We start from the raw sequence: 20474 nt of genomic DNA, 5'->3' as shown, positions 1-20474 counted from the left end.
GAAATGGCCTAGTAGATGAGATTAAGAAGAGGTCAAAATACCTCAAAATAGGGAAAAACTTAAGAAAATCATTAAAAGGGGTTCGGAATGTGACCATTCCGAACCCCTTTTGTCGACAAACTGAAACAACCTCAAAGTATTTGAGGTTGTTTTAAAGTTTCTTTCTATTACATAAACTCAGCTACTAATTTTTCAAAATGCGCTTCATCTATTTGCAAATCTGCTTGGGAAAGCGGTGTTTCTGAGTAACCAGGAAGCATCTCCTGATAAGATGGTCGCTCCGTATTTTGATAAATAAGTCCCGTTACTAAGCCATCATGTTTCATAAGGGTTTGCATAGCTTGTTCACGGCTTGATGGATCATATCCTTCGATATCTGCCAATTTCGTAAGGTTTTCCTTAAACCAATCATACGTATTAACCTTGTTGTACGTTACACATGGACTAAATACGTTGATTAAAGAAAAGCCTTTATGTTTAATTCCAGCTTCAATTAAAGCTGTTAAATCTTTTAAATCGGTTGAGAAGCTTTGCGCTACAAAAGTAGCACCAGCAGTTAAAGCCATTTCCATTGGGGAAATTGGTTGTTCAACAGATCCTGATGGCGTCGATTTTGTTTTAAAACCAGCTGCTGACCTAGGAGAAGTTTGACCTTTAGTTAATCCATAGATTTGATTATCCATGACGATATATGTGATATCGACGTTACGACGAATGGCATGAATCGTATGACCCATTCCAATCGCAAAACCATCTCCGTCCCCTCCAGAGGCAATCACCGTTAAATCACGATTGGCCATTTTTACCCCTTGGGCAATTGGAAGAGAACGTCCATGGATTCCATGGAATCCATATGAATTGATATATCCAGAAATACGCCCTGAACAACCGATACCTGAAACAACTGCTAAATTTTCTGGTTCGAGCCCAACATTCGCTGCCGCCCTTTGAATAGCCGCTTGAACCGAGAAATCCCCACAACCTGGACACCAGTTGGGCTTCACATTATTACGAAAGTCTTTAAATGTTGCCATTTTTAGAACAGCTCCTTGCTTTTTGTATAAATTTCATGTGGCAAGAATGGATTTCCGTCGTATTTTAAGTGGTTTTTCACTTTATTAGCATGTCCGACGTTCATCTTCAAAATATTGGCTAACTGACCTGTTGCATTGTTTTCAACAACCAGAACGTTTTTAGCTGATTGAACAAGTGGTAACATCTCATCAGTTGGAAATGGATGAATTAAACGAATATGAGCATGATTCACTTTTAATCCATCTTGCTCAAGACGAGTTATCGCTTCTTCAATCGCCCCACGTGTAGAATTAAAGCCAACGATTAAAAGATCAGGCTCTTGATGAGGAGCATTCTTATATACTGGTGTATTAAATTTCAAATTTTCGATTTTGCGGAAACGCTTATCCATTTGAGCATTACGATTAAGTGCAGATTCTGATGGTTTCCCTGTTTCATCATGCTCCACTCCTGTAACATGGTGAATTCCGTTTTTCATTCCTGGGATGACGCGTGGTGAGACACCGTCTTCTGTCACTTCATAACGCTTGAAATAACCTTTATTTTCTATTTCAGGTAATTGATCTTGCTGTAATTTACCACGACGAATTTCAATCTTACTATAATCAAGCGGTTCCACTGTTTGTTTCCCGAGAGATAGTTGCAAATCGGATAAAACAATAACCGGACATTGATATTCTTCAGCTAAATTAAATGCTTCTGCCGTATCATAAAATGCTTCTTGCACCGTGCTTGGAGCCATAACGATCTTTGGAATTTCACCATGAGTTCCATAAATCATCGCCATCAAATCTGATTGCTCTTGCTTTGTTGGTAAACCCGTTGATGGGCCCCCTCGTTGAGTGTCGACAATAACGAGCGGTTGTTCAGTTATACCAGACAAACCAATCGCTTCCATTTTCAATGAAAGGCCTGGACCTGCAGATGCCGTGAGCGCACGAACCCCGGCATAGTTAGCGCCGATCGCCATCGTAGCAGCTGCAATTTCATCTTCAGTTTGAATAACTGTTCCGCCAAGTGCTGGAAGCTTCTGAATTAAATATTCCATAATTTCTGAAGCAGGTGTAATCGGGTATGCAGCCATAAAGCGACAGCCACCAGCTAATGCTCCAAGAGCGATAGCATCGTTTCCAATCATGAAAAGACGTTTATTTCCATCAGCTTTCTCCAAATGCATCACTGCATTTTCAGCCAATTCAGCTTTCATATGGTCAAACCCAGCCTTAACGGCTTCCATATTCTTATCAACAACTTGTTGACCTTTTTTGCCAAAGATTTCTTGCACCACTTCTCTGAAAACATTAATATCTAAATCTAGTACAGCACATGTAGCACCAACTGCTACCATGTTTTTCATTAAAGATGTTCCCAGTTCAGTAGCAATCTCTGTGAATGGGACTGCATACAAAGTCGCATTGGTATCCTCTGGTTGAGTAGGATTAAACTTCGCATCGGCGATGATAATTCCATTGTCATGAAGCTCTTTGTAATTTAGATCCACTGTCTCTTGGTCAAACGCGACTAAAATGTCTAAATCATCCGAAATAGATCGAACTTGAGTCGTACTTACACGAATCTTATTGTTCGTATGTCCACCTTTAATTCGTGATGAAAAGTGACGGTAGCCATACAAGTAGTAGCCCAGACGATTCAGAGCAATTGAAAAGATTTCCCCAGTACTTTCAATACCTTCCCCTTGTTGTCCGCCAACTTTCCAAGAAAGTTGATTGATCATGTCTTACACCCCTTCAGATACGTTAAGAAATATGTAAAAAACGTTATTTGATTTCGACGAGTTCATTCCAACATGGTTCATTCAGCCTAGAAAACACATTCTAAAACAGAAGAAAAATATCGATCGTGATGTTTCTAGACGAATCTGAAACATTGTGAAATTCACTCATGGTCTAGTACATTTCTCATCCAAATTTCATTGGAAAAGTAGGGTACTAAACGCTTTCAATTCTAGCCCTATGTTGTGAAAAAAGCAACCCTTTCCGCATAAATATTGACGAAAGTATGAATATTTTTTTAGTTTTCAAAACATAATAAATAGTTGGCATCCTTAACTGCTTCTTAAATGTTTCCCATAATTAAAGAAATTTAAAATTCTTTTTAGGAGGCTTTGCTATATATCTATGTTGATTATTGGCTCAACAATATTATTTCAAGAAAAAAGCCTGCTTGCTAAGCAAACAGGTTGTATGCATAAGGATTCCACCAGCATGAATGCTCTTTCATTCCTTCAAAAATAGTTGTTATACCAGACTAAACAACATTGTCACCATGCCTTTAACCCCAATGCTTTCATTTACCTAAACATTATCATCTAGGTTCAACAATTAACTTAATGGCAGTTCTTTCTTCTCCATCAATCTGAATGTCTGTAAAGGCCGGAATACAGATCAAATCAACTCCGCTAGGTGCCACAAATCCTCTTGCTATTGCTACTGCCTTTACGGCTTGATTCAATGCACCCGCACCTATGGCTTGGATTTCCGCAGCTCCTCTTTCCCGCAGAACTCCGGCAAGCGCACCAGCTACAGAATTAGGATTAGATTTTGCTGAAACTTTTAATATTTCCATTCCTAGCTCCTCCTCGTTTACCCCCCCTGAATGTTCATCTATTGAACAGGTCAGGTATATATGATTCCATTGCTACTATATTCAAATGTTAAATCACATATTCCAGCTTGGTCAAAATATTGGAAAATTGCTTGGGCGTTTTCTGAAAAAAACTTTAAATACCGAAGAATGAATTCAAAATAGATGCGAATAATCTTGCTATCGAAACATTTTTGGCCCATTTTGTTTGAAACAAGAGCTTCAAACGAAATGGGCCAAATACTATGAATAAAATGGATGATCCTCATTAATTAAAATGCGTTCAATTTTTTTCGCCAAACCTGTTTTATCATCCAATTGTACTACCACCGCACTTAACTGGGCTCTTCCCGTTTTTGGAACTTCAAAACGGACCGGCAGCCCTGTTAAAAACCGCTTTAATACCACTTCCCGCTCCATTCCGAGAATTCCATCATAAGGTCCCGTCATCCCTACATCAGAGATGTAAGCAGTACCTTTCGGCAATACGCGATTATCTGCCGTTTGTACATGTGTGTGCGTCCCAACAATAGCAGATACTCTGCCATCTAAATACCAACCGATTGCTTGCTTTTCGCTTGTTGCCTCACCATGAAAATCAACGAAGATAAAAGGAGTTCGTTCCTTTGCCTCTTTAATAAGCTGATCTGCCTTTACAAACGGATCATCAATCGCCGGCATAAATGTACGCCCTTGGAGATTAATCACAGCAATTTCAAGTTGATTCATTCGCACATACACGATCCCTTTTCCAGGGTTATTTTCTGGAAAATTAGCTGGACGAATAAGATACTTCGCGTCTTCAATAAATTCGAAAATTTCACGGTTGTCCCAAGTATGATTTCCGAGCGTTACTACTTGGGCACCAACCTCTAAAAAGCTCCGATAAATTTTTTCCGTAATTCCCTTACCGCCTGCAGCATTCTCACCATTAATAATCGTAACATGTGGACGATATTTTTCTTTCAGCTTTGGAACATATTCCATCACCATATCACGGCCAGGGGAGCCTACTACATCTCCAATAAACAATATATCCATGTTCAATCCCTTTCTCGTATGTACTAATGGTTCATTATAGCAAAAAAATAAAATAAATAAAACGGTGCAAATGCACCGTTTTATTTATTTCGCATATTCAACAGCTCTCGTTTCACGAATAACTGTTACTTTTATATGACCTGGATAATCAAGTTCAGACTCAATTTTCTTGCGAATATCTCGAGCAAGACGATGTGATTCTAAATCGTCTATTTGATCAGGTTTTACAATAATACGAACTTCCCTACCTGCTTGAATCGCAAATGATTTCTCGACTCCATCATAGGACTCAGAAATTTCCTCAAGCTTTTCTAAGCGACGAATATAGTTTTCCAACGTTTCTCTTCTTGCTCCAGGTCTAGCGGCTGATAACGCGTCTGCAGCGGCCACAAGCACAGCAATGACAGATTGAGCTTCACTATCCCCATGATGGGAAGCAATACTGTTGATGACAACTGGGTGCTCTTTATACTTTGTTGCAAGCTCAACCCCAATTTCCACATGGCTTCCTTCTACTTCATGGTCAATTGCTTTGCCAATATCGTGAAGCAATCCAGCACGACGAGCTAATGTTTCATCTTCTCCAAGCTCAGCAGCTAATAATCCAGAAAGTTGAGCAACTTCAATGGAATGCTTAAGCACATTTTGTCCGTAGCTTGTACGGAACTTTAGGCGACCCAGAATTTTAATTAAATCTGGATGGAGACCATGTACTCCAACCTCAAAGGTTGTTTGCTCACCGATTTCTCGAATATGCTCATCCACCTCGCGACGTGCCTTATCAACCATCTCTTCAATACGAGCTGGATGAATCCGACCATCCTGAACAAGCTTCTCTAGCGCAAGTCTCGCTGTCTCTCTGCGAATTGGATCAAAGCCTGAAAGAATAACAGCCTCCGGTGTATCATCAATAATGAGGTCAATCCCAGTAAGAGTTTCAAGTGTACGAATATTACGACCTTCACGTCCAATGATGCGACCTTTCATTTCATCATTTGGTAAACTTACAACTGAGACAGTTGTTTCAGCCACGTGATCCGCCGCACATCTTTGAATGGCTAATGACAAGATTTCTTTTGCTTTCTTGTCCGCTTCCTCTTTTGCTTTATTCTCACTCTCTTTAACCATTAAAGCGATCTCGTGAGATAATTCCTTATCCATTCGCTCTAAAATGATGGACTTCGCTTCATCACGCGTTAAGCCTGAGATGCGTTCAAGCTCAGATTGTTGCTTCTTTAAGATCTCGTCCACTTTGCTTTCCATCTCTTCAATATGCTGTTGTCTTTTGTTAAGAGAATCGTCCCTCTTTTCTAATAGTGATTCGCGTTTATCTAACGACTCATCTTTTCGATCTAAGTTTTCCTCTTTTTGCATTAAACGATTTTCTTGTTTTTGCAACTCATTTCTTCGATCACGAATTTCACGTTCAGCTTCTGTTCGAAGCTTGTGAATTTCATCCTTTGCTTCTAGCAGAGCTTCCTTTTTAGTCGAGTCCGCATCACGCTTTGCATCCTCTAAAATTTGCTCCGCCGCATCTTTTGCGCCTGCAATCTTTGCTTCAGCAACGGATTTACGAACAAAATAGCCAACAACTGCACCGACGAATAGGCCAAGCAAAATGGAGATGATTATAATTACTAAATCCATCATTTCACCTCCTCTTGCTATGAACTTTTTGTTTTTACGTTTCTAAACTGTCGGCATGTACATTGTCATCCATCAATATACAGCACAAAGGCTTTTTAACGTTTTAATCATTATAAAAATTGTAAAATATACATATTAATTGTAAAGGTGTGAATTTTTATTGTCAAGTGCCTGTCTAGTCGGCTATTTCCAGTTGTAACTTAAGCTGTAGAGCTTATTGATTCGATTATGCCATCATTTATTAGCTTTCGTTCACAAAGAGGAAATTTTGGCATACAAAACAGCAAAGCATTTTAAGCTTTGCTGTTTTAAATAAGACATATCCCTATACTTCTGTACGTCAATAAATACAAGCTGTTATAGATTAATCTACAAGGTCAAAAGTTTCTTGACCCTCATCTTCACCTTCTACGACCTTAACACCATCCAAGCCATAGTATTCACGGATCTTCTGCTGAATTTCCAATCGAACTTCTGGGTTTTCTTTTAAATATAGCTTTGCATTTTCACGGCCTTGGCCAAGGCGTTCGTCGTTATAGGAGTACCAAGAGCCGCTCTTTTGAACAATATCAATTTCGGAACCTAAATCGATAATCTCGCCCTCTTTAGAAATCCCTTCTCCATACATAATGTCCACTTCAGCAACGCGGAATGGTGGTGCGACTTTATTTTTTACGACTTTAATTTTTGTTTTATTTCCAATCATATCATTGCCTTGCTTTAATGTTTCAGCACGACGGACTTCGAGACGGATAGAGGAGTAGAATTTTAAAGCACGTCCTCCAGGTGTTGTTTCAGGATTTCCAAACATCACCCCAACCTTTTCACGAATCTGATTGATAAAGATAGCGATGGTTTTAGACTTATTAATCGCTCCAGAAAGCTTACGAAGAGCCTGAGACATTAGCCGGGCCTGCAAACCAACATGACTATCTCCCATCTCCCCTTCGATTTCGGCTTTTGGTACGAGCGCAGCAACAGAGTCGATAACTAAAATATCAACTGCACCACTTCTTACAAGTGCCTCAGCGATCTCTAGTGCCTGCTCTCCAGTATCAGGCTGGGACAAAAGCAATTCATCAATATTAACACCGAGCTTTGAAGCATAAACTGGATCTAAAGCATGTTCAGCATCGATAAATGCAGCTTGTCCACCTTCAGCTTGCACTTCTGCAATTGCATGCAGAGCCACAGTCGTTTTACCAGAACTCTCTGGCCCGTAAATTTCAATAATCCGTCCCCGTGGATATCCACCAATCCCCAGAGCTGCATCTAGCGCTAGAGAGCCACTCGGTGAAGTAGAAATTTGCCGATCTGTTTGTTCACCCAATTTCATAATGGAACCTTTACCAAATTGTTTTTCTATTTGTTTCAACGCCATTTCTAAGGCTGCTTGACGATCGCTCACTATAAATTCCTCCTTATTTCATCCAATCGGTTCATCTCTTAAAAAACCTATCTCTAATATAACTGTTTTCCAATCATTTGTCGAGAAAAAAATCGAACATCCATTCGTTTTTTTCTCGGTTCATTAAGAGCGGAAATTTTCAACTTCCCCTAAGGAAAGAATTTCCTTTTAATACGTATGACTGGTGAATGATTGATATATTGACCAATGTCTGAAAATATTTGACTATCTTTATGTTATTGCGAAAGTAGCGCAGCCCATTGCAACATTCGCTACAATCGTAAAAATCTAGCAATCTATTGATGTCCAAACAGTGCTTTTAAAAGGATACATTGACATTCTCCATAAACTAAAGACATTGTTAAGAAAAAGAGAGTCAGAAAAAATCAATGTAGACCTATTAATTGTACGAAAGAGATGACTGACAATTACAATCTACGTTCGGCATATCGAACATAATTGCCTTTCTTCTTCTGAACTATAAAAGCAAGTGAAGGGATGTTGAACCGTATCCTCTCACTTGCTTTTCCTTTAAGTCTTATCATTCCTTTAAACTTTTGAGCAGGAAATGACATCCATGCTTTATCGTTCTAAGCCGAATCCCTTCCCTCGTCCCCGCAAGCTGCAACTGCTCATATTTAGGCTCTCTTCCTTTAATAGAAATGCCAATAAAGACCATTCCAACTGGTTTGCCCTCTTGCTTTGCTGGTCCCGCGACTCCTGTAAAACTTATGCCAATATCAGCTTGTATGAGGGAACGGACATTTTCTGCCAATTCAAGCGCACAAGCAGCACTAACTGCTCCATAAGTATCTGTCGTTTCCTTCTTAACGTTGAGGACATGATTCTTCACCTCAGTGGCGTAGCAAACAACACCACCCTTAAAAACATCACCCGCACCTGATATTGAAGTCATTTCCTGCTGAAAAAGTCCTCCTGTAAGGCTTTCGGCACAGGCTATCGTCAAATTTCGAGCATCCAACTCTTGAAACAACTCATTCATTAATGACGTGGAATCATAACCATAAAAATACTCTCCCACTCTTGCAAGAATTTGTTGTTCAGTCTTGTCGATTAGCTGATGAGCGAGTTCTTCATTTTTCGCCTTCGCCGTTAATCGAAGCGTTACCTCACCATCTGCAGCTAGCGGCGCAATTGTTGGGTTTTGCTGTCCATCTATTAAATCATCAATTTCAGTCTCTAACATCGATTCTCCGATCCCAAAAAAACGGAGAACACGGGAAACAATTTTATCATTAATCGGCTGAAGCTTCAAAATCTCCTTTTCTCCATACTGGGAAAACATTGGTTCAAGTTCTTTAGGTGGACCTGGTAATAACATATAACTTCGTTCATTGACAGTCACAACCATTCCAGGTGCCATTCCATGATCATTCGGAAGGACAGCAGCATCTTCTAATACAAGGGCTTGTTTACGGTTGTTGTCTGTCATTACTCGATTGGTCGTTTGAAAGTACTGCTCAATCGAAGCGAGAGCCACTTCATCATGAACGAGCTTCTTCCCTATATGTGACGCGATCGTCTCTTTCGTTAAATCATCCTTCGTAGGGCCGAGCCCACCCGTCAGAATGATGAGATCCGCCCTACTCTCCGCAAGTTCTAGGGCACGCTTTAAACGTTCTGGATTGTCACCGACAACTGTATGGTAGTAAACATTGACACCAATATTGGCAAGTTGCTTCGAAAGAAATTGAGCGTTCGTATTCACAATCTGTCCAAGCAATAATTCTGAGCCAACTGCAATGATTTCCGCGTTCATGTAAAACACTCCTACTCATGAAAGTTATGTCTAGCCAAATATTTTAAATTTCTTCTATTTGGAGTTGATGAAAACATGTTTATTTTTACTAAAATAATCCCAGCCTGACCAAACTGTAAAAAATGCAGCGACCCAAAGGGCTATATCAGCAAACGGCAATGACACGAGTTCAAAAATCATATTATGTAATAATAAAGCTGAAATCGCAATAATTTGCGTCCACGTTTTTATTTTTCCTAACATATTGGCAGCAACAATTTCACCTTCTCCAGCCAAAATTGCCCGAAGCCCTGTTACCGCAAATTCTCTACTAATAATTAAAATCACAATCCATGACGATGCCATCCCAATTTGGACAAGAACAATCAACGCTGCCGAAACGAGTAACTTGTCCGCTAACGGGTCTAAAAACTTCCCAAGATTCGTTACTAAATTATATTTACGAGCATAATAGCCGTCAACCCAATCGGTCGTAGAGGCTATAATAAAGATCAATGCTCCCACAAAATGGGCAACTGGAAGTTCTGCACCAAGAAATTTCATCTCACCCCATGAAAAAGGATAGAGCATTATAAAAAGAAATAGAGGTATAAGTAAAATTCTTGAGACAGTTATTTTATTTGGCAAATTCATTTAATTTACCCTCCAACTTTAAAAATATAGATCAATCCTAATCCTTAATCGTTTATTTCATTTTCTACATAATATTGTAAAAAAATCGATGCAGAAGACAAAATAGTTAAAAGCGAAAAATAGTCACCGAATCGATGACTATTCAGAAGCTTTCGTGTAACGAATCGTAATATCTTGTACGGTCTGACTTTCAGGTGCTGCAGCGTATTCTAGCTTTTCGTCATTTATATAAATCTCCGTATTTGGCGCACTTCCAACCCTGATCACAACTTCTTCTTCATTTGACAAATCCTCTGTATGACTAGCCGTACCACCTGTCGTAAGCATTCCTTGGAAGAACGATTGGCCAGCTCCATTTTTAATACTAACCCAAGTTTCACCAGTGGAAACAAGCTTCAATTCAAAGCTCTCAGCATTTTTAAGCTCATAAGTAGTTCTTCTACCTTGCGATTCCACAACTGTTATTTCTTGTTCTGGTGCAACCTCTTCTTCGGTTGAATCACCATCTTCATCTGTACGATTTTGCTCATCCGTTTCTTCATCAACTACTGGTTCTTCTTCTACTGGTTCACGCGATAAATTCTCCGCTTCTTCATAAGATGCCCCATCAGTATTATTCTCTATCTGCTCATTCGAATCTTTACCAGCATTGAGCGAATAAAAATACCAAATGACTGCCAGCGCACCAATTATAAAAGCTGCAACCAATATTTTCGGAAGAATATCAAAGAATTTAGAACTTCCTCCTGAAATATTCCTGCGAGTTTGAACACGGGAAAGCTTCTCAGGTAAATCGTCTTTAAAAGCTGTCGGCACATCCGCTTGATATTGCTCAAACAACTCTTCAGGCTCTAAATCAACTGCTTCCGCATATTGTTTAATAAAGGCACGGACATAGAAAGGCCCTGGCATCATGCTATAATTTCCTTCTTCTATTCCCTCTAAATATCTTTTTTGAATTTTCGTCACAGCTTGCAAATCATCTAAGCTCATATCTTTTTCAAGACGAGCCTCCTTCAAACGATTCCCTAATTCCGTCAATTTGTAACACCTTCCAACTGATAATTTTCATTATGTCTCTATCACCATTCCATAATGTGAGCAATCGAAGACATCATTTTCAACCCTACATATCATATTCAACCTTGGTTAAGGAATCTGACCTTACATTAAAAATCAAAACCACCAAAGTCAGAATCAGAAAACATATTATTTTTTTCAACAACTTCGTATGTAATCTCTTGTTCAGGGTCATCTCGCAATTCAATAATATAATCAAAATCATCGAGAGTATACTCTGTATTTTGCACAAATATATCAGGATGTTCAACAACCTTTACGGCAGGCAAGCGCATAATCTCCCGCACCAATTGCCAATGACGCTCATTAGCTCGCCTAGTTGAGACGATCCCATCGATAATAAACAGATTATCCTCACTATACTCATCTTCAATTAATTTATTACGAATGGTTTGTTTTAATAACGTTGATGATACGAACAGCCATCTTTTATTTGCACAAACGCTGGCGGCAACAACAGATTCTGTTTTGCCAACACGCGGCATGCCTCGAATGCCAATAAGCTTATGACCGTCCTTCTTAAATAATTCTGCCATAAAATCAACTAATAATCCAAGCTCATCCCGAACGAAGCGGAAAGTCTTTTTATCATCAGCATCTCTTTGTATGTATCGTCCATGTCTAACAGCTAATCGATCCCTTAGCTTTGGAACACGGAGCTTTATGACTCTTATTGTATCCATCGTATGTAAAATAGACTCTAGTCTAACAATTTGATCATGGTTTTTAGCTAAAATTAACAGCCCGCGTCGGCCCTCATCGATACCATTAATCGTCACAATATTAATAGAAAGCATTCCTAGCAATGACGAAATATCACCAAGCAGTCCAGGGCGATTTGTTGTTATTTCATATTCTAAGTACCATTCTTGCTTTTCCATGGAAAACCTCCTTAGAAGTAGAAATATAGGAGTGCCTGTGATCCCAAAATGCGCATGGTATCTTTATAAATTCCATCAGCTTGGAAAGAGCGTTGCTGGCATTCTCCAAATTATTCTCTTATTCGACAAATTCACCAAAATTAAGCAAATTCATCTAGCTTCTATAATAAAGGATTTTCTATGAATATGAAAGAAAAAAGCGAGTTCAAGTTTAGAAAAAGATATAGATAAGAGCACCCATAACAATTATATTCTTATTCCCATATTTATGACAATTTTTATCCTTATTTTAAAGTAATTTTGCACAACATAATGATCAGGAGCACGCCATCAAAAACATATCATTCTAATGATTCCTATGAGGACAGATCAAAGGAATATCCCCTTTTCATATTCACCGTCCTAACTACAACATGTCTGCTCTTTCAATAATCAAAGCCTAATGGCTCTCCCTTAACTTGTCGGTAATGTTTGGTTTGCACTCGGCTGCTTGAGGTGCACTAGACTAAAAGATACTTATTCAAAGTGAGATCGACCACAAGGAGTTCCTAAACCACGAGTAAAAAAGAGAGGCAATGCCTCTCTTTAAGAATAAACAAAATCATTTTAAGAATTTCCATTATTTTGTACTAACTTAACCATTACGTTAGCAATCGCGTGTTGCTCTTCTGGAGTTGCAACCGACCAAAGATCAGCTAAAATTCTTTCTTGTTCGTTCTTCGGATCAACTTGCTTTGCTAAATAATCGCCAACTTGATATGCGATATCGCTAATTACCTCTTGATTCATTCCTTCATTTTGAGCCTGATGTAGGCGATCTCCTAAAAAGTCTTTCCATTGGTTCCAATTATCAAGTACAGACATGAAATAACCTCCTTAATTATATTACGTGGTTATTTTGCTTACTTGACAGGGATATTATACATATTTTACATATTTTTTCATCAAGGTATTTAATAGATACTGTAGGGGGCAATCAAAGGGTGAATGAGCCGTCCTTTCATTTACACATACCAGCCACCATTTACCGCGATAATTTGTCCAGTAATATAAGCTGCTTTTTCTGATAAAAGAAAAGACACGGTATCAGCAACATGTATTGGTTTCCCTAATTCCCCCATTGGAATTTCTTCAACCAGATCAGCAAGTTCATCCTCTGAAAAAGAAGTAATCATAGGTGTTTGAATCGCTCCTGGAGCAATGCCATTAACCCTGATCCCGCTTGAGGCCACCTCTTTACTCAATGCCTTAACAAAGGAGATTTGTGCACCCTTAACGGTTGAATATGCAACTTCACAAGCGGCCCCTGTTTGACCCCAAATGGAGGAAATGACAATGATGTTGCCACCTTTATTTTTTAGCATTTTAGGCAACAGCTCTTTTGTTAGCAATAACGGACTTGTAACATGAGTTGTAATTAAGTTTTCCGCCTCTTCCTCCTGTAAATCAACAAGAAGACCATAATGACTCATCCCGCTATTGTGGATAATCGCATCAAGTGAAAATATTTGAGAAACAAGCAATTTATAACCATTACGAGAGGATAAATCAGCTTGTATTGGAATATACTCCCCTTCATAACGAGATAGCTCCTCCGTCAGCTGATGAATAGACTGTTCATTTTTAAAGTAGTGCAAGTATAGATTATAGCCTTCCTTCGCTAGATTTAAGGCGATCACCCTGCCAATTCCACCGCTTGCACCCGTAATTAACACAAATTTCTTCATAGAAAATCCTTCCTACTCCCTACAACACTGCTCTTATTTTTTTTTTAGGGATGACCTGGCATACCGATAAACGCTCTTCAGAAATAAACTCGTTTGCGACCCTTTGCACGTCATCAATTGTAATTTTTTCAAGTGTTGGAACAACATCAAATAAATTCATTTCATTAAATGCATAGCGTGTAAATTGATTGGCAATGAATTCAGGAGAGTTGACTGCCCGTAAAAATCCGCCGATCTTCTTCTTTTTTGTTCTTTGTAACGCTTCATTTGTCAAACCACTGTTTTTCACTGCAAAAAGCATTTCCTTCAGTCTCGCCACTAATTGCTCAGGATTGCTCGTATCGCCACCAATCATGGCAAAGCCAAAGCCCGATTCCTGCGTATAATCATAGGAAAATGTATCATCAATTAATCCTTCATTATAAAGCTGCTCATAATTGGCTGAACTTTTTCCGAATAGCATATCCAACAATACATTCGTAGTCAGTTCATTTTTCAGCATTTCCATTCCACTTTGGTCATGATGCAATGCCTTTATTCCAAGCAGACATTTCGGGGTCTGCACATTCATTTCAAGGACTTTCTTTCCTTCGTTCGCTTCCTTTTTTTCTGCCTCAAATCGTCGTTTAATTTCTGGCTGTGACTCAAATGGTTTCTTTGCCTGATTTTCTTTAATTTGTTTCATTATTTTCTCGACATCAACTGGTCCGACTACAAACAGTAACATATTGCTCGGATGATAGAAAGTGTTATAGCACTCATACAACAGATCTTTCGTAATATGGGAAATGGAATCAATCGTTCCAGCAATATCAATTTTAACAGGGTGATTTTGATAGAGATTTTCAATTAAACCAAAATAAAGTCGCCAATCTGGATTATCATCGTACATCGTAATTTCTTGACCTATAATCCCTTTTTCCTTTTCAACCGTTTTTTCTGTAAAATAAGGGTCTTGAACGAAATCTATTAATGTCTCTAAGTTCAACTCCACATCTGAAGTACTGGAAAAGAGATAAGCTGTTCTTGTGAAGGAAGTAAACGCATTCGCAGATGCACCTTGGCGACTAAATTGTTGGAAAACATCCCCATCCTCTTTTTCAAACAGTTTATGCTCGAGAAAATGGGCAATACCATCAGGCACCTTAACAAACTCTTCTTTGCCAAGAGGGATAAACTGGTTATCGACGGAGCCGTATTTCGTCGTAAAAGTTGCGTACGTTTTATTGAATCCTATTTTCGGAAGAATATAGACGTCTAAACCATTGGTTAATTTTTCATAATAAAGCTCTTCTTGTAATTGTTCAAATGTGATTTTTTCCATTATTGCATCGCCTCCTGTCCCGTTAAAAAGTAAACAGTGTCAAGCTGGATTTTCTGAGCAACCTTTACGATATCTTCCTTTGTTGCTCTCTCCATTTGTACCAACCAATGATCCAATGTGATGTTTTGATGGGAAACGACATTATGATAAAGGATTTCAATCATTCCCCTTGCCGTATCTACAGTTTCTAAAAGCTGATTCCGTATGACTGCCTTTGTTTGTACCAGTTCCTGTTCGGAAAAATCGCCTTTTTTCATAGCGACCATTTGCTCATTAATAATCGCTACTGCCTGATCATAATTTTTGTGTTCAATTCCCGACATGACCATCATCAATCCCTTGTGGCTCTCCAAACGGCTAGCTGCATAATAAGCTAAACTGGCTTTTTCTCGAACGTTTATAAATAGCTTTGAATGAGAAAAGCCCCCGTAAATTCCATTTAACACTTGAAGGGCATAATAGTCCTCATCGCCATAAAGTACATTTGTTCGAAAGCCAATATTTAATTTCCCTTGCTTAACATCCTGCACTTCATTAATGGTTTTTACTTCACGATCTCCGACCACTTCATTTCGATCAAGGAGTTGTGGCTGACGGGGAGAAAACTTCATTTTTTCGTTTGCTAGTGCTGTTACTTCATTTTCAGATACGTCCCCTATTACATATAAGTCCAATTCATCCTCTGAAAATGCCTTTTTATAATAGGAAAATAAACTTTGTGCCGTTATCCCGTCCACTTCATTCATTTCACCATGGACATGAAGAGCATATCGTTCCCCTTTACACATTTCCTCCACTAGTCTTGTGCTTGAATATTTCATCTTATCATCAAAGTTAGATTGGATTCTTTGCTTATGAGTACGTTTCTCCTTTTCAACGGTATCTTGCTCAAAAGCATCATTAGCAACATTTGGATTTGTCAAAATTTCCGCTAAAAATTCCATCCCTATCCTTAAAAGCGGTGTTTTATCAGATAAAAACTTCTCGTTGGCGATTTCTAAAGCGAAGCTAATAACATGATATTCTCCTTTTTTGGCCAAATCGACATAAAAGCTAGCTCCATATAATTCATCTAAAAAAGTTCTTAATTTTGTTGAGGATGGATACTTTTTTGAACTGCTCTGCAAAACATAAGGCAATAATGCGCGCAGTGTCACTTCTTTCTTGCTTAATGGAGCCTTCATTTTCCAAACAAGTGTATTTGTTTTAAACTTTTCTGTCTTTACAATATGAAGATTGTAGCCTTGCATTTCTTTCACTGTTTCTGATATTACAGTCATTAAGACATCCTCCTTAGCATCGTACATACTCCTTACTATCATACCCAATAATATTCGGTAAACTTTCAAGAAGTTATTATTACTATACCTTGCCGCTATTTTCCATTTCAAGTAGAAGAACATCCTCGGATCAAAAAGACCTGACAAATGTCAGGTCAAAATTACTATTAGCGTTGTCCTTTAACATAAGGAATCCCTGAAGCTTTTGGAGCATCTGCACGACCAACAAACCCAGTTAGCGCCAAAATCGTTAACACATATGGTGCGATAATTAAAAATACTGATGGAATATTTTGAAGCAGTGGAATTTGTGCTCCAGTGATACTTAAGGAAGTTGCAAATCCAAAAAATAGCGCAGCTCCCATCGCCCCGATTGGATGCCATTTACCAAAGATCATCGCAGCTAAAGCTAGGAATCCTTGCCCAGCAATCGTATGTCCTGTAAAGTTACCAGAAATCGAAAGCGCGTAAACAGAACCACCAATTCCGGCAAATACACCAGATAAAACAACTCCAATATAGCGCATGCGATTCACATTAATCCCCATTGTATCGGCAGCCATTGGATGTTCACCAACGGAGCGGAGCCGTAAACCAAATGGTGTTTTGAAAACAATATACCAAACTATAATGGCAACGAAAATGGCAATATAGGATGTATAAGGAATACGTGAAAAGAAAATGTCACCAATAACCGGAATATCCGATAAAAACGGAACATCCTGCTTGTTAATGCGGTAATCAACAAAATCAGTTTGCCCTTTATTGTAAATTCTTCTAATTAAGAAAAGGGTTAGTCCAGCCGCCAGCATGTTGATCGCTACTCCTGATACCGTTTGATCTGCACGGAAAGTAATACTTGCGACAGCATGTACAAGAGAAAAGATCCCGGAAGCAATCGCTGCAACAACGATCGCAATCCATGGTGCAGCCGCACCCACACTGTCTTGAAGAGTTAAAGTTGTCACAACACCTGCAAAAGCTCCAAATAACATAAGCCCTTCAAGACCGATATTTACAACGCCTGAGCGTTCACTCAATACTCCACCAAGAGCAGTAAAAATGAGGGGAGCTGCTGTATACAACGTAGCGGGAATAATAATCACCAAAATATCTAAAAAGCTCATGTTATTTCCCCTCCTTGCTAAAGCGTGTAAGTAATAAGCGGATTAAATAACTAGATGCAACAAAGAAAATAATTAAGGCAATAATAATCTCAACAAGTTCTGAAGGGACATTCGCATTGAAATTCATTTGCGGCGCTGCTGTATTCAAACCTCCAAATAATACTCCAGCAATAATAATCCCGAACGGATTATTTGCCCCTAATAGGGCAACAGCGATTCCATCGAATCCCGTTCCCGTAAATGCAGAAAGCACCGTCATATTTTGAAATGTTCCCAATCCTTCCATCGCTCCAGCAATTCCTGCAAATGCTCCGGAAATGGTCATGGAAAAGACAATATTCTTGGAAACATTCATACCTGCATATTGTGAAGCATGGCGGTTAAACCCAACTGCCTTTAATTCATAGCCAGTCGTTGTTTTCTCTAAAAGAAACCACATGATAACTGCCATTAAAACGGCCGCCAAAATACCCCAATGGAGACGAGAACCATCGGTCAAATTAGATAGAAATCCAGATGAAAGGGAAGCTGATTCTTGAATTTTGTATGACTTCTCATTGCCTGCATACAAATATCTTTTAATAATATCCGCTGTAGTATATAGCGCGACATAGTTTAACATTATCGTTACAATGACTTCATGTACCTTAAACTTCGCTTTTAAAAATCCGGGAATCATCCCCCATAGCCCACCTGCGATTGCCGCGGCTAGAATCGCTACAGGTATATGAATAACTGCTGGTAAATTGAGAGCATAGCCGACATAAACAGATGCTAACCATCCTACTAATAGTTGTCCTTCAACCCCAATATTAAATAGGCCCGTTTTAAAAGCAAAACCAACTGCAAGCCCAGCCAGAATCAGTGGAGAAGCAGCACGAATCATTTCCCCGATATTTTTTGGACTTCCAAACATTCCTTGGAATAAAGCGCTGAAGCCTTTCGCCGGATCGTAGCCACCAATTAGCATGATGAACGCTCCTACAAGCATCCCTAAAATGGCTGAAAATATAGGTACAACAATATTAAATAACTTGTCATTTTTCAGGAGTTTTTGCATTATGAAACACCTTCTCTTTCTCTCTTGCCACCAGCCATTAATAGCCCTAACTCCTGCTCTGTTGTTTCTTTAGGGTCTACTATATCAACGATTTTACCTTCATATATAACTGCAATTCGATCACTTAAATTCATGATTTCATCCAGTTCAAATGAAATTAATAGCACGGCTCTGCCTTTATCCCGTTCTTCAATCAGCTTGGAGTGGATAAATTCAATTGCGCCGACGTCTAGTCCCCTTGTAGGCTGGGCTGCGATTAATAAACTTGGACTGCGATCGACTTCTCTCGCAATAATTGCCTTCTGTTGGTTCCCACCAGATAAAGCTCGGGAAGGTGTGTATTCTGAAGGTGTTCGAACATCGTATTCCGCAATTAAGGATTTTGCTTTTTCATAGATTTTATTGTAATTTAAAATACCAGAATTTGAGTACGGCTTTTGATAATAGGTCTGTAAGACGATGTTTTCCCCTACTGTATAATCAAGTACCAATCCATGTTTATGGCGATCCTCTGGAATATGTCCAACCCCTGTTTCAGTGATTTTACGAGTGCTTAGGTGGGAGGTTTCCTTCCCATTAATTTTTATGCTCCCTGCTTTTATCTTCCTTAGACCTGTAATTCCTTCAATAAGTTCAGATTGACCGTTTCCATCAACCCCTGCGATTCCTAATATTTCCCCAGCTTGCACTTCTAAGTCCAGTCCGTTTACACTAGGAATATTTCTCGCATCGGTGACAACTAAATCTTTAATCTGCAGCACGACTTCTTGAGGCTTTGCATCCTCTTTATCTACTTTGAAATGAACCTCGCGTCCTACCATTAAGGAAGCAAGCTCATCAGGATTCGTTTCTGCAACATTCACTGTTCCGATTCCTTTTCCCTTACGAATAACGGTACAGCGATCACAAACCTCCATGATTTCCTTAAGTTTGTGCGTAATTAAGATGATCGACTTTCCTTCAGCAACTAGCTTGCCCATTATTTGGATAAGCTCCTTAATTTCCTGCGGAGTTAATACTGCTGTTGGTTCATCAAAAATTAAAATCTCTGCCCCTCGGTAAAGCGTTTTTAAAATTTCAACGCGCTGCTGCATTCCTACCGAAATATCCTCGATTTTAGCGTACGGATCGACAGCAAGGCCATATCTTTTTGAAAGTTCCTCAACCTTCTTTGCCGCATCTTTAATATTGATTTTCCCAGCAACGGTAGGCTCACTGCCCAGAATGATGTTCTCCGTGACCGTAAAATTATGGACAAGCATAAAATGCTGGTGTACCATTCCTATTCCTAAGCGGTTTGCCACATTCGGATCGGTAATTTTAACGGGTTCACCTTTAACCTTTATTTCTCCTTTTTCCGGTTGATATAAACCGAAAAGAACATTCATTAAGGTCGATTTCCCAGCACCATTTTCCCCAAGCAATGCATGAATTTCTCCCTGCTTAACTTGTAAGGTAATATTATCGTTTGCAACGATGCCTGGAAACTCCTTTCGAATGCCATTCATTTCGATTACGTATTCCACCAATATCACTCCCCATTTGAATGGAAAAATTATCACTTTTAGATCCTACTAAACAACAAATCGATATCAAACGTGCCAAGTAAAATATGTATTGAACGAACGTTCTCATAGCTTTAAGGACGTGATCAGCTCGTTGTTTATTGGCTCATTTATTCTTCAGTTGACCGATGCATTTTATATTTAAGCATTTTTTTGGTTCAACGTCAATTGTTGGGGTGAAGTAACTCTTACTTCGCCCTTACCCAATATGAACACCCACTTTTTTATACTTATGTGTTAATAAGATTTTAGCTCTAAAACGCTTAAAGCTTCGGAAGCCAA

The 20474-nt window shown here is 39.0% G+C and carries 17 protein-coding genes; all 17 read right to left on the bottom strand.

All coding sequences use genetic code 11. From position 1 onward, the window contains the following. Nucleotides 1-167: 167 nt before the first annotated feature. Complete coding sequence (locus tag PZE06_RS22865) at nucleotides 168-1034, bottom strand: 2-oxoacid:ferredoxin oxidoreductase subunit beta (protein ID WP_095308207.1); 867 nt, start codon at nucleotides 1032-1034, stop codon at nucleotides 168-170. 2 nt (nucleotides 1035-1036) lie between these two features. Further along, nucleotides 1037-2770 carry a 2-oxoacid:acceptor oxidoreductase subunit alpha gene (locus PZE06_RS22860; RefSeq protein ID WP_150917087.1) on the bottom strand — a complete coding sequence of 578 codons (1734 nt, stop codon included), beginning with the start codon at nucleotides 2768-2770 and terminating at the stop codon, nucleotides 1037-1039. Nucleotides 2771-3360: 590 nt separating this feature from the next. After that, nucleotides 3361-3621, bottom strand: a complete 261-nt coding sequence (spoVS, locus tag PZE06_RS22855; protein WP_003181955.1) for a stage V sporulation protein SpoVS — start codon at nucleotides 3619-3621, stop codon at nucleotides 3361-3363. Between the two features lie 261 nt (nucleotides 3622-3882). Next, nucleotides 3883-4680, bottom strand: coding sequence for a TIGR00282 family metallophosphoesterase (locus PZE06_RS22850; RefSeq protein ID WP_150917085.1), 798 nt, complete (start codon nucleotides 4678-4680; stop codon nucleotides 3883-3885). A gap of 84 nt (nucleotides 4681-4764) precedes the next feature. Further along, nucleotides 4765-6327, bottom strand: coding sequence for a ribonuclease Y (gene rny, locus PZE06_RS22845; protein WP_150917083.1), 1563 nt, complete (start codon nucleotides 6325-6327; stop codon nucleotides 4765-4767). A gap of 364 nt (nucleotides 6328-6691) precedes the next feature. Next, nucleotides 6692-7735 carry a recombinase RecA gene (gene recA / locus PZE06_RS22840; RefSeq protein WP_150917081.1) on the bottom strand — a complete coding sequence of 348 codons (1044 nt, stop codon included), beginning with the start codon at nucleotides 7733-7735 and terminating at the stop codon, nucleotides 6692-6694. Between the two features lie 541 nt (nucleotides 7736-8276). Continuing rightward, nucleotides 8277-9515 carry a competence/damage-inducible protein A gene (locus tag PZE06_RS22835; RefSeq protein WP_150917079.1) on the bottom strand — a complete coding sequence of 413 codons (1239 nt, stop codon included), beginning with the start codon at nucleotides 9513-9515 and terminating at the stop codon, nucleotides 8277-8279. Between the two features lie 54 nt (nucleotides 9516-9569). Further along, nucleotides 9570-10148, bottom strand: coding sequence for a CDP-diacylglycerol--glycerol-3-phosphate 3-phosphatidyltransferase (gene pgsA, locus PZE06_RS22830; protein WP_150917077.1), 579 nt, complete (start codon nucleotides 10146-10148; stop codon nucleotides 9570-9572). A gap of 138 nt (nucleotides 10149-10286) precedes the next feature. After that, complete coding sequence (locus PZE06_RS22825; protein WP_150917075.1) at nucleotides 10287-11189, bottom strand: helix-turn-helix domain-containing protein; 903 nt, start codon at nucleotides 11187-11189, stop codon at nucleotides 10287-10289. Between the two features lie 128 nt (nucleotides 11190-11317). Continuing rightward, a complete protein-coding gene (locus PZE06_RS22820; RefSeq protein WP_095308194.1) occupies nucleotides 11318-12109 on the bottom strand; it encodes a DUF3388 domain-containing protein in 792 nt (263 codons plus the stop codon). Nucleotides 12110-12715: 606 nt separating this feature from the next. After that, nucleotides 12716-12973, bottom strand: coding sequence for a DUF3243 domain-containing protein (locus tag PZE06_RS22815; RefSeq protein ID WP_150917072.1), 258 nt, complete (start codon nucleotides 12971-12973; stop codon nucleotides 12716-12718). 140 nt (nucleotides 12974-13113) lie between these two features. Next, nucleotides 13114-13836: an elongation factor P 5-aminopentanone reductase gene (ymfI, locus tag PZE06_RS22810; protein ID WP_150917070.1), complete on the bottom strand. Its 723-nt coding sequence runs from the start codon at nucleotides 13834-13836 to the stop codon at nucleotides 13114-13116. A 19-nt stretch (nucleotides 13837-13855) separates the two neighbouring features. Next, entirely contained in the window at nucleotides 13856-15160 is a 1305-nt protein-coding gene (yfmH, locus tag PZE06_RS22805; RefSeq protein WP_150917068.1) for an EF-P 5-aminopentanol modification-associated protein YfmH, read from the bottom strand. Then, nucleotides 15160-16440: an EF-P 5-aminopentanol modification-associated protein YfmF gene (gene yfmF, locus PZE06_RS22800; protein ID WP_150917066.1), complete on the bottom strand. Its 1281-nt coding sequence runs from the start codon at nucleotides 16438-16440 to the stop codon at nucleotides 15160-15162. Before yfmF ends, yfmH begins: the two co-directional genes overlap by 1 nt. A gap of 167 nt (nucleotides 16441-16607) precedes the next feature. Next, nucleotides 16608-17567, bottom strand: a complete 960-nt coding sequence (locus PZE06_RS22795; RefSeq protein WP_150917064.1) for an ABC transporter permease — start codon at nucleotides 17565-17567, stop codon at nucleotides 16608-16610. A 1-nt stretch (nucleotide 17568) separates the two neighbouring features. Next, complete coding sequence (locus PZE06_RS22790; protein WP_150917062.1) at nucleotides 17569-18627, bottom strand: ABC transporter permease; 1059 nt, start codon at nucleotides 18625-18627, stop codon at nucleotides 17569-17571. Next, nucleotides 18627-20153, bottom strand: coding sequence for an ABC transporter ATP-binding protein (locus tag PZE06_RS22785; protein ID WP_150917060.1), 1527 nt, complete (start codon nucleotides 20151-20153; stop codon nucleotides 18627-18629). Before PZE06_RS22785 ends, PZE06_RS22790 begins: the two co-directional genes overlap by 1 nt. Between the last annotated feature and the right edge of the window lie 321 nt (nucleotides 20154-20474).

This window comes from Robertmurraya sp. DFI.2.37, from assembly GCF_029211245.1.
Lineage (GTDB): Bacteria > Bacillota > Bacilli > Bacillales > Cytobacillaceae > Robertmurraya > Robertmurraya methanolica_A.
This window is presented reverse-complemented; position numbering and strand designations above follow the sequence as displayed.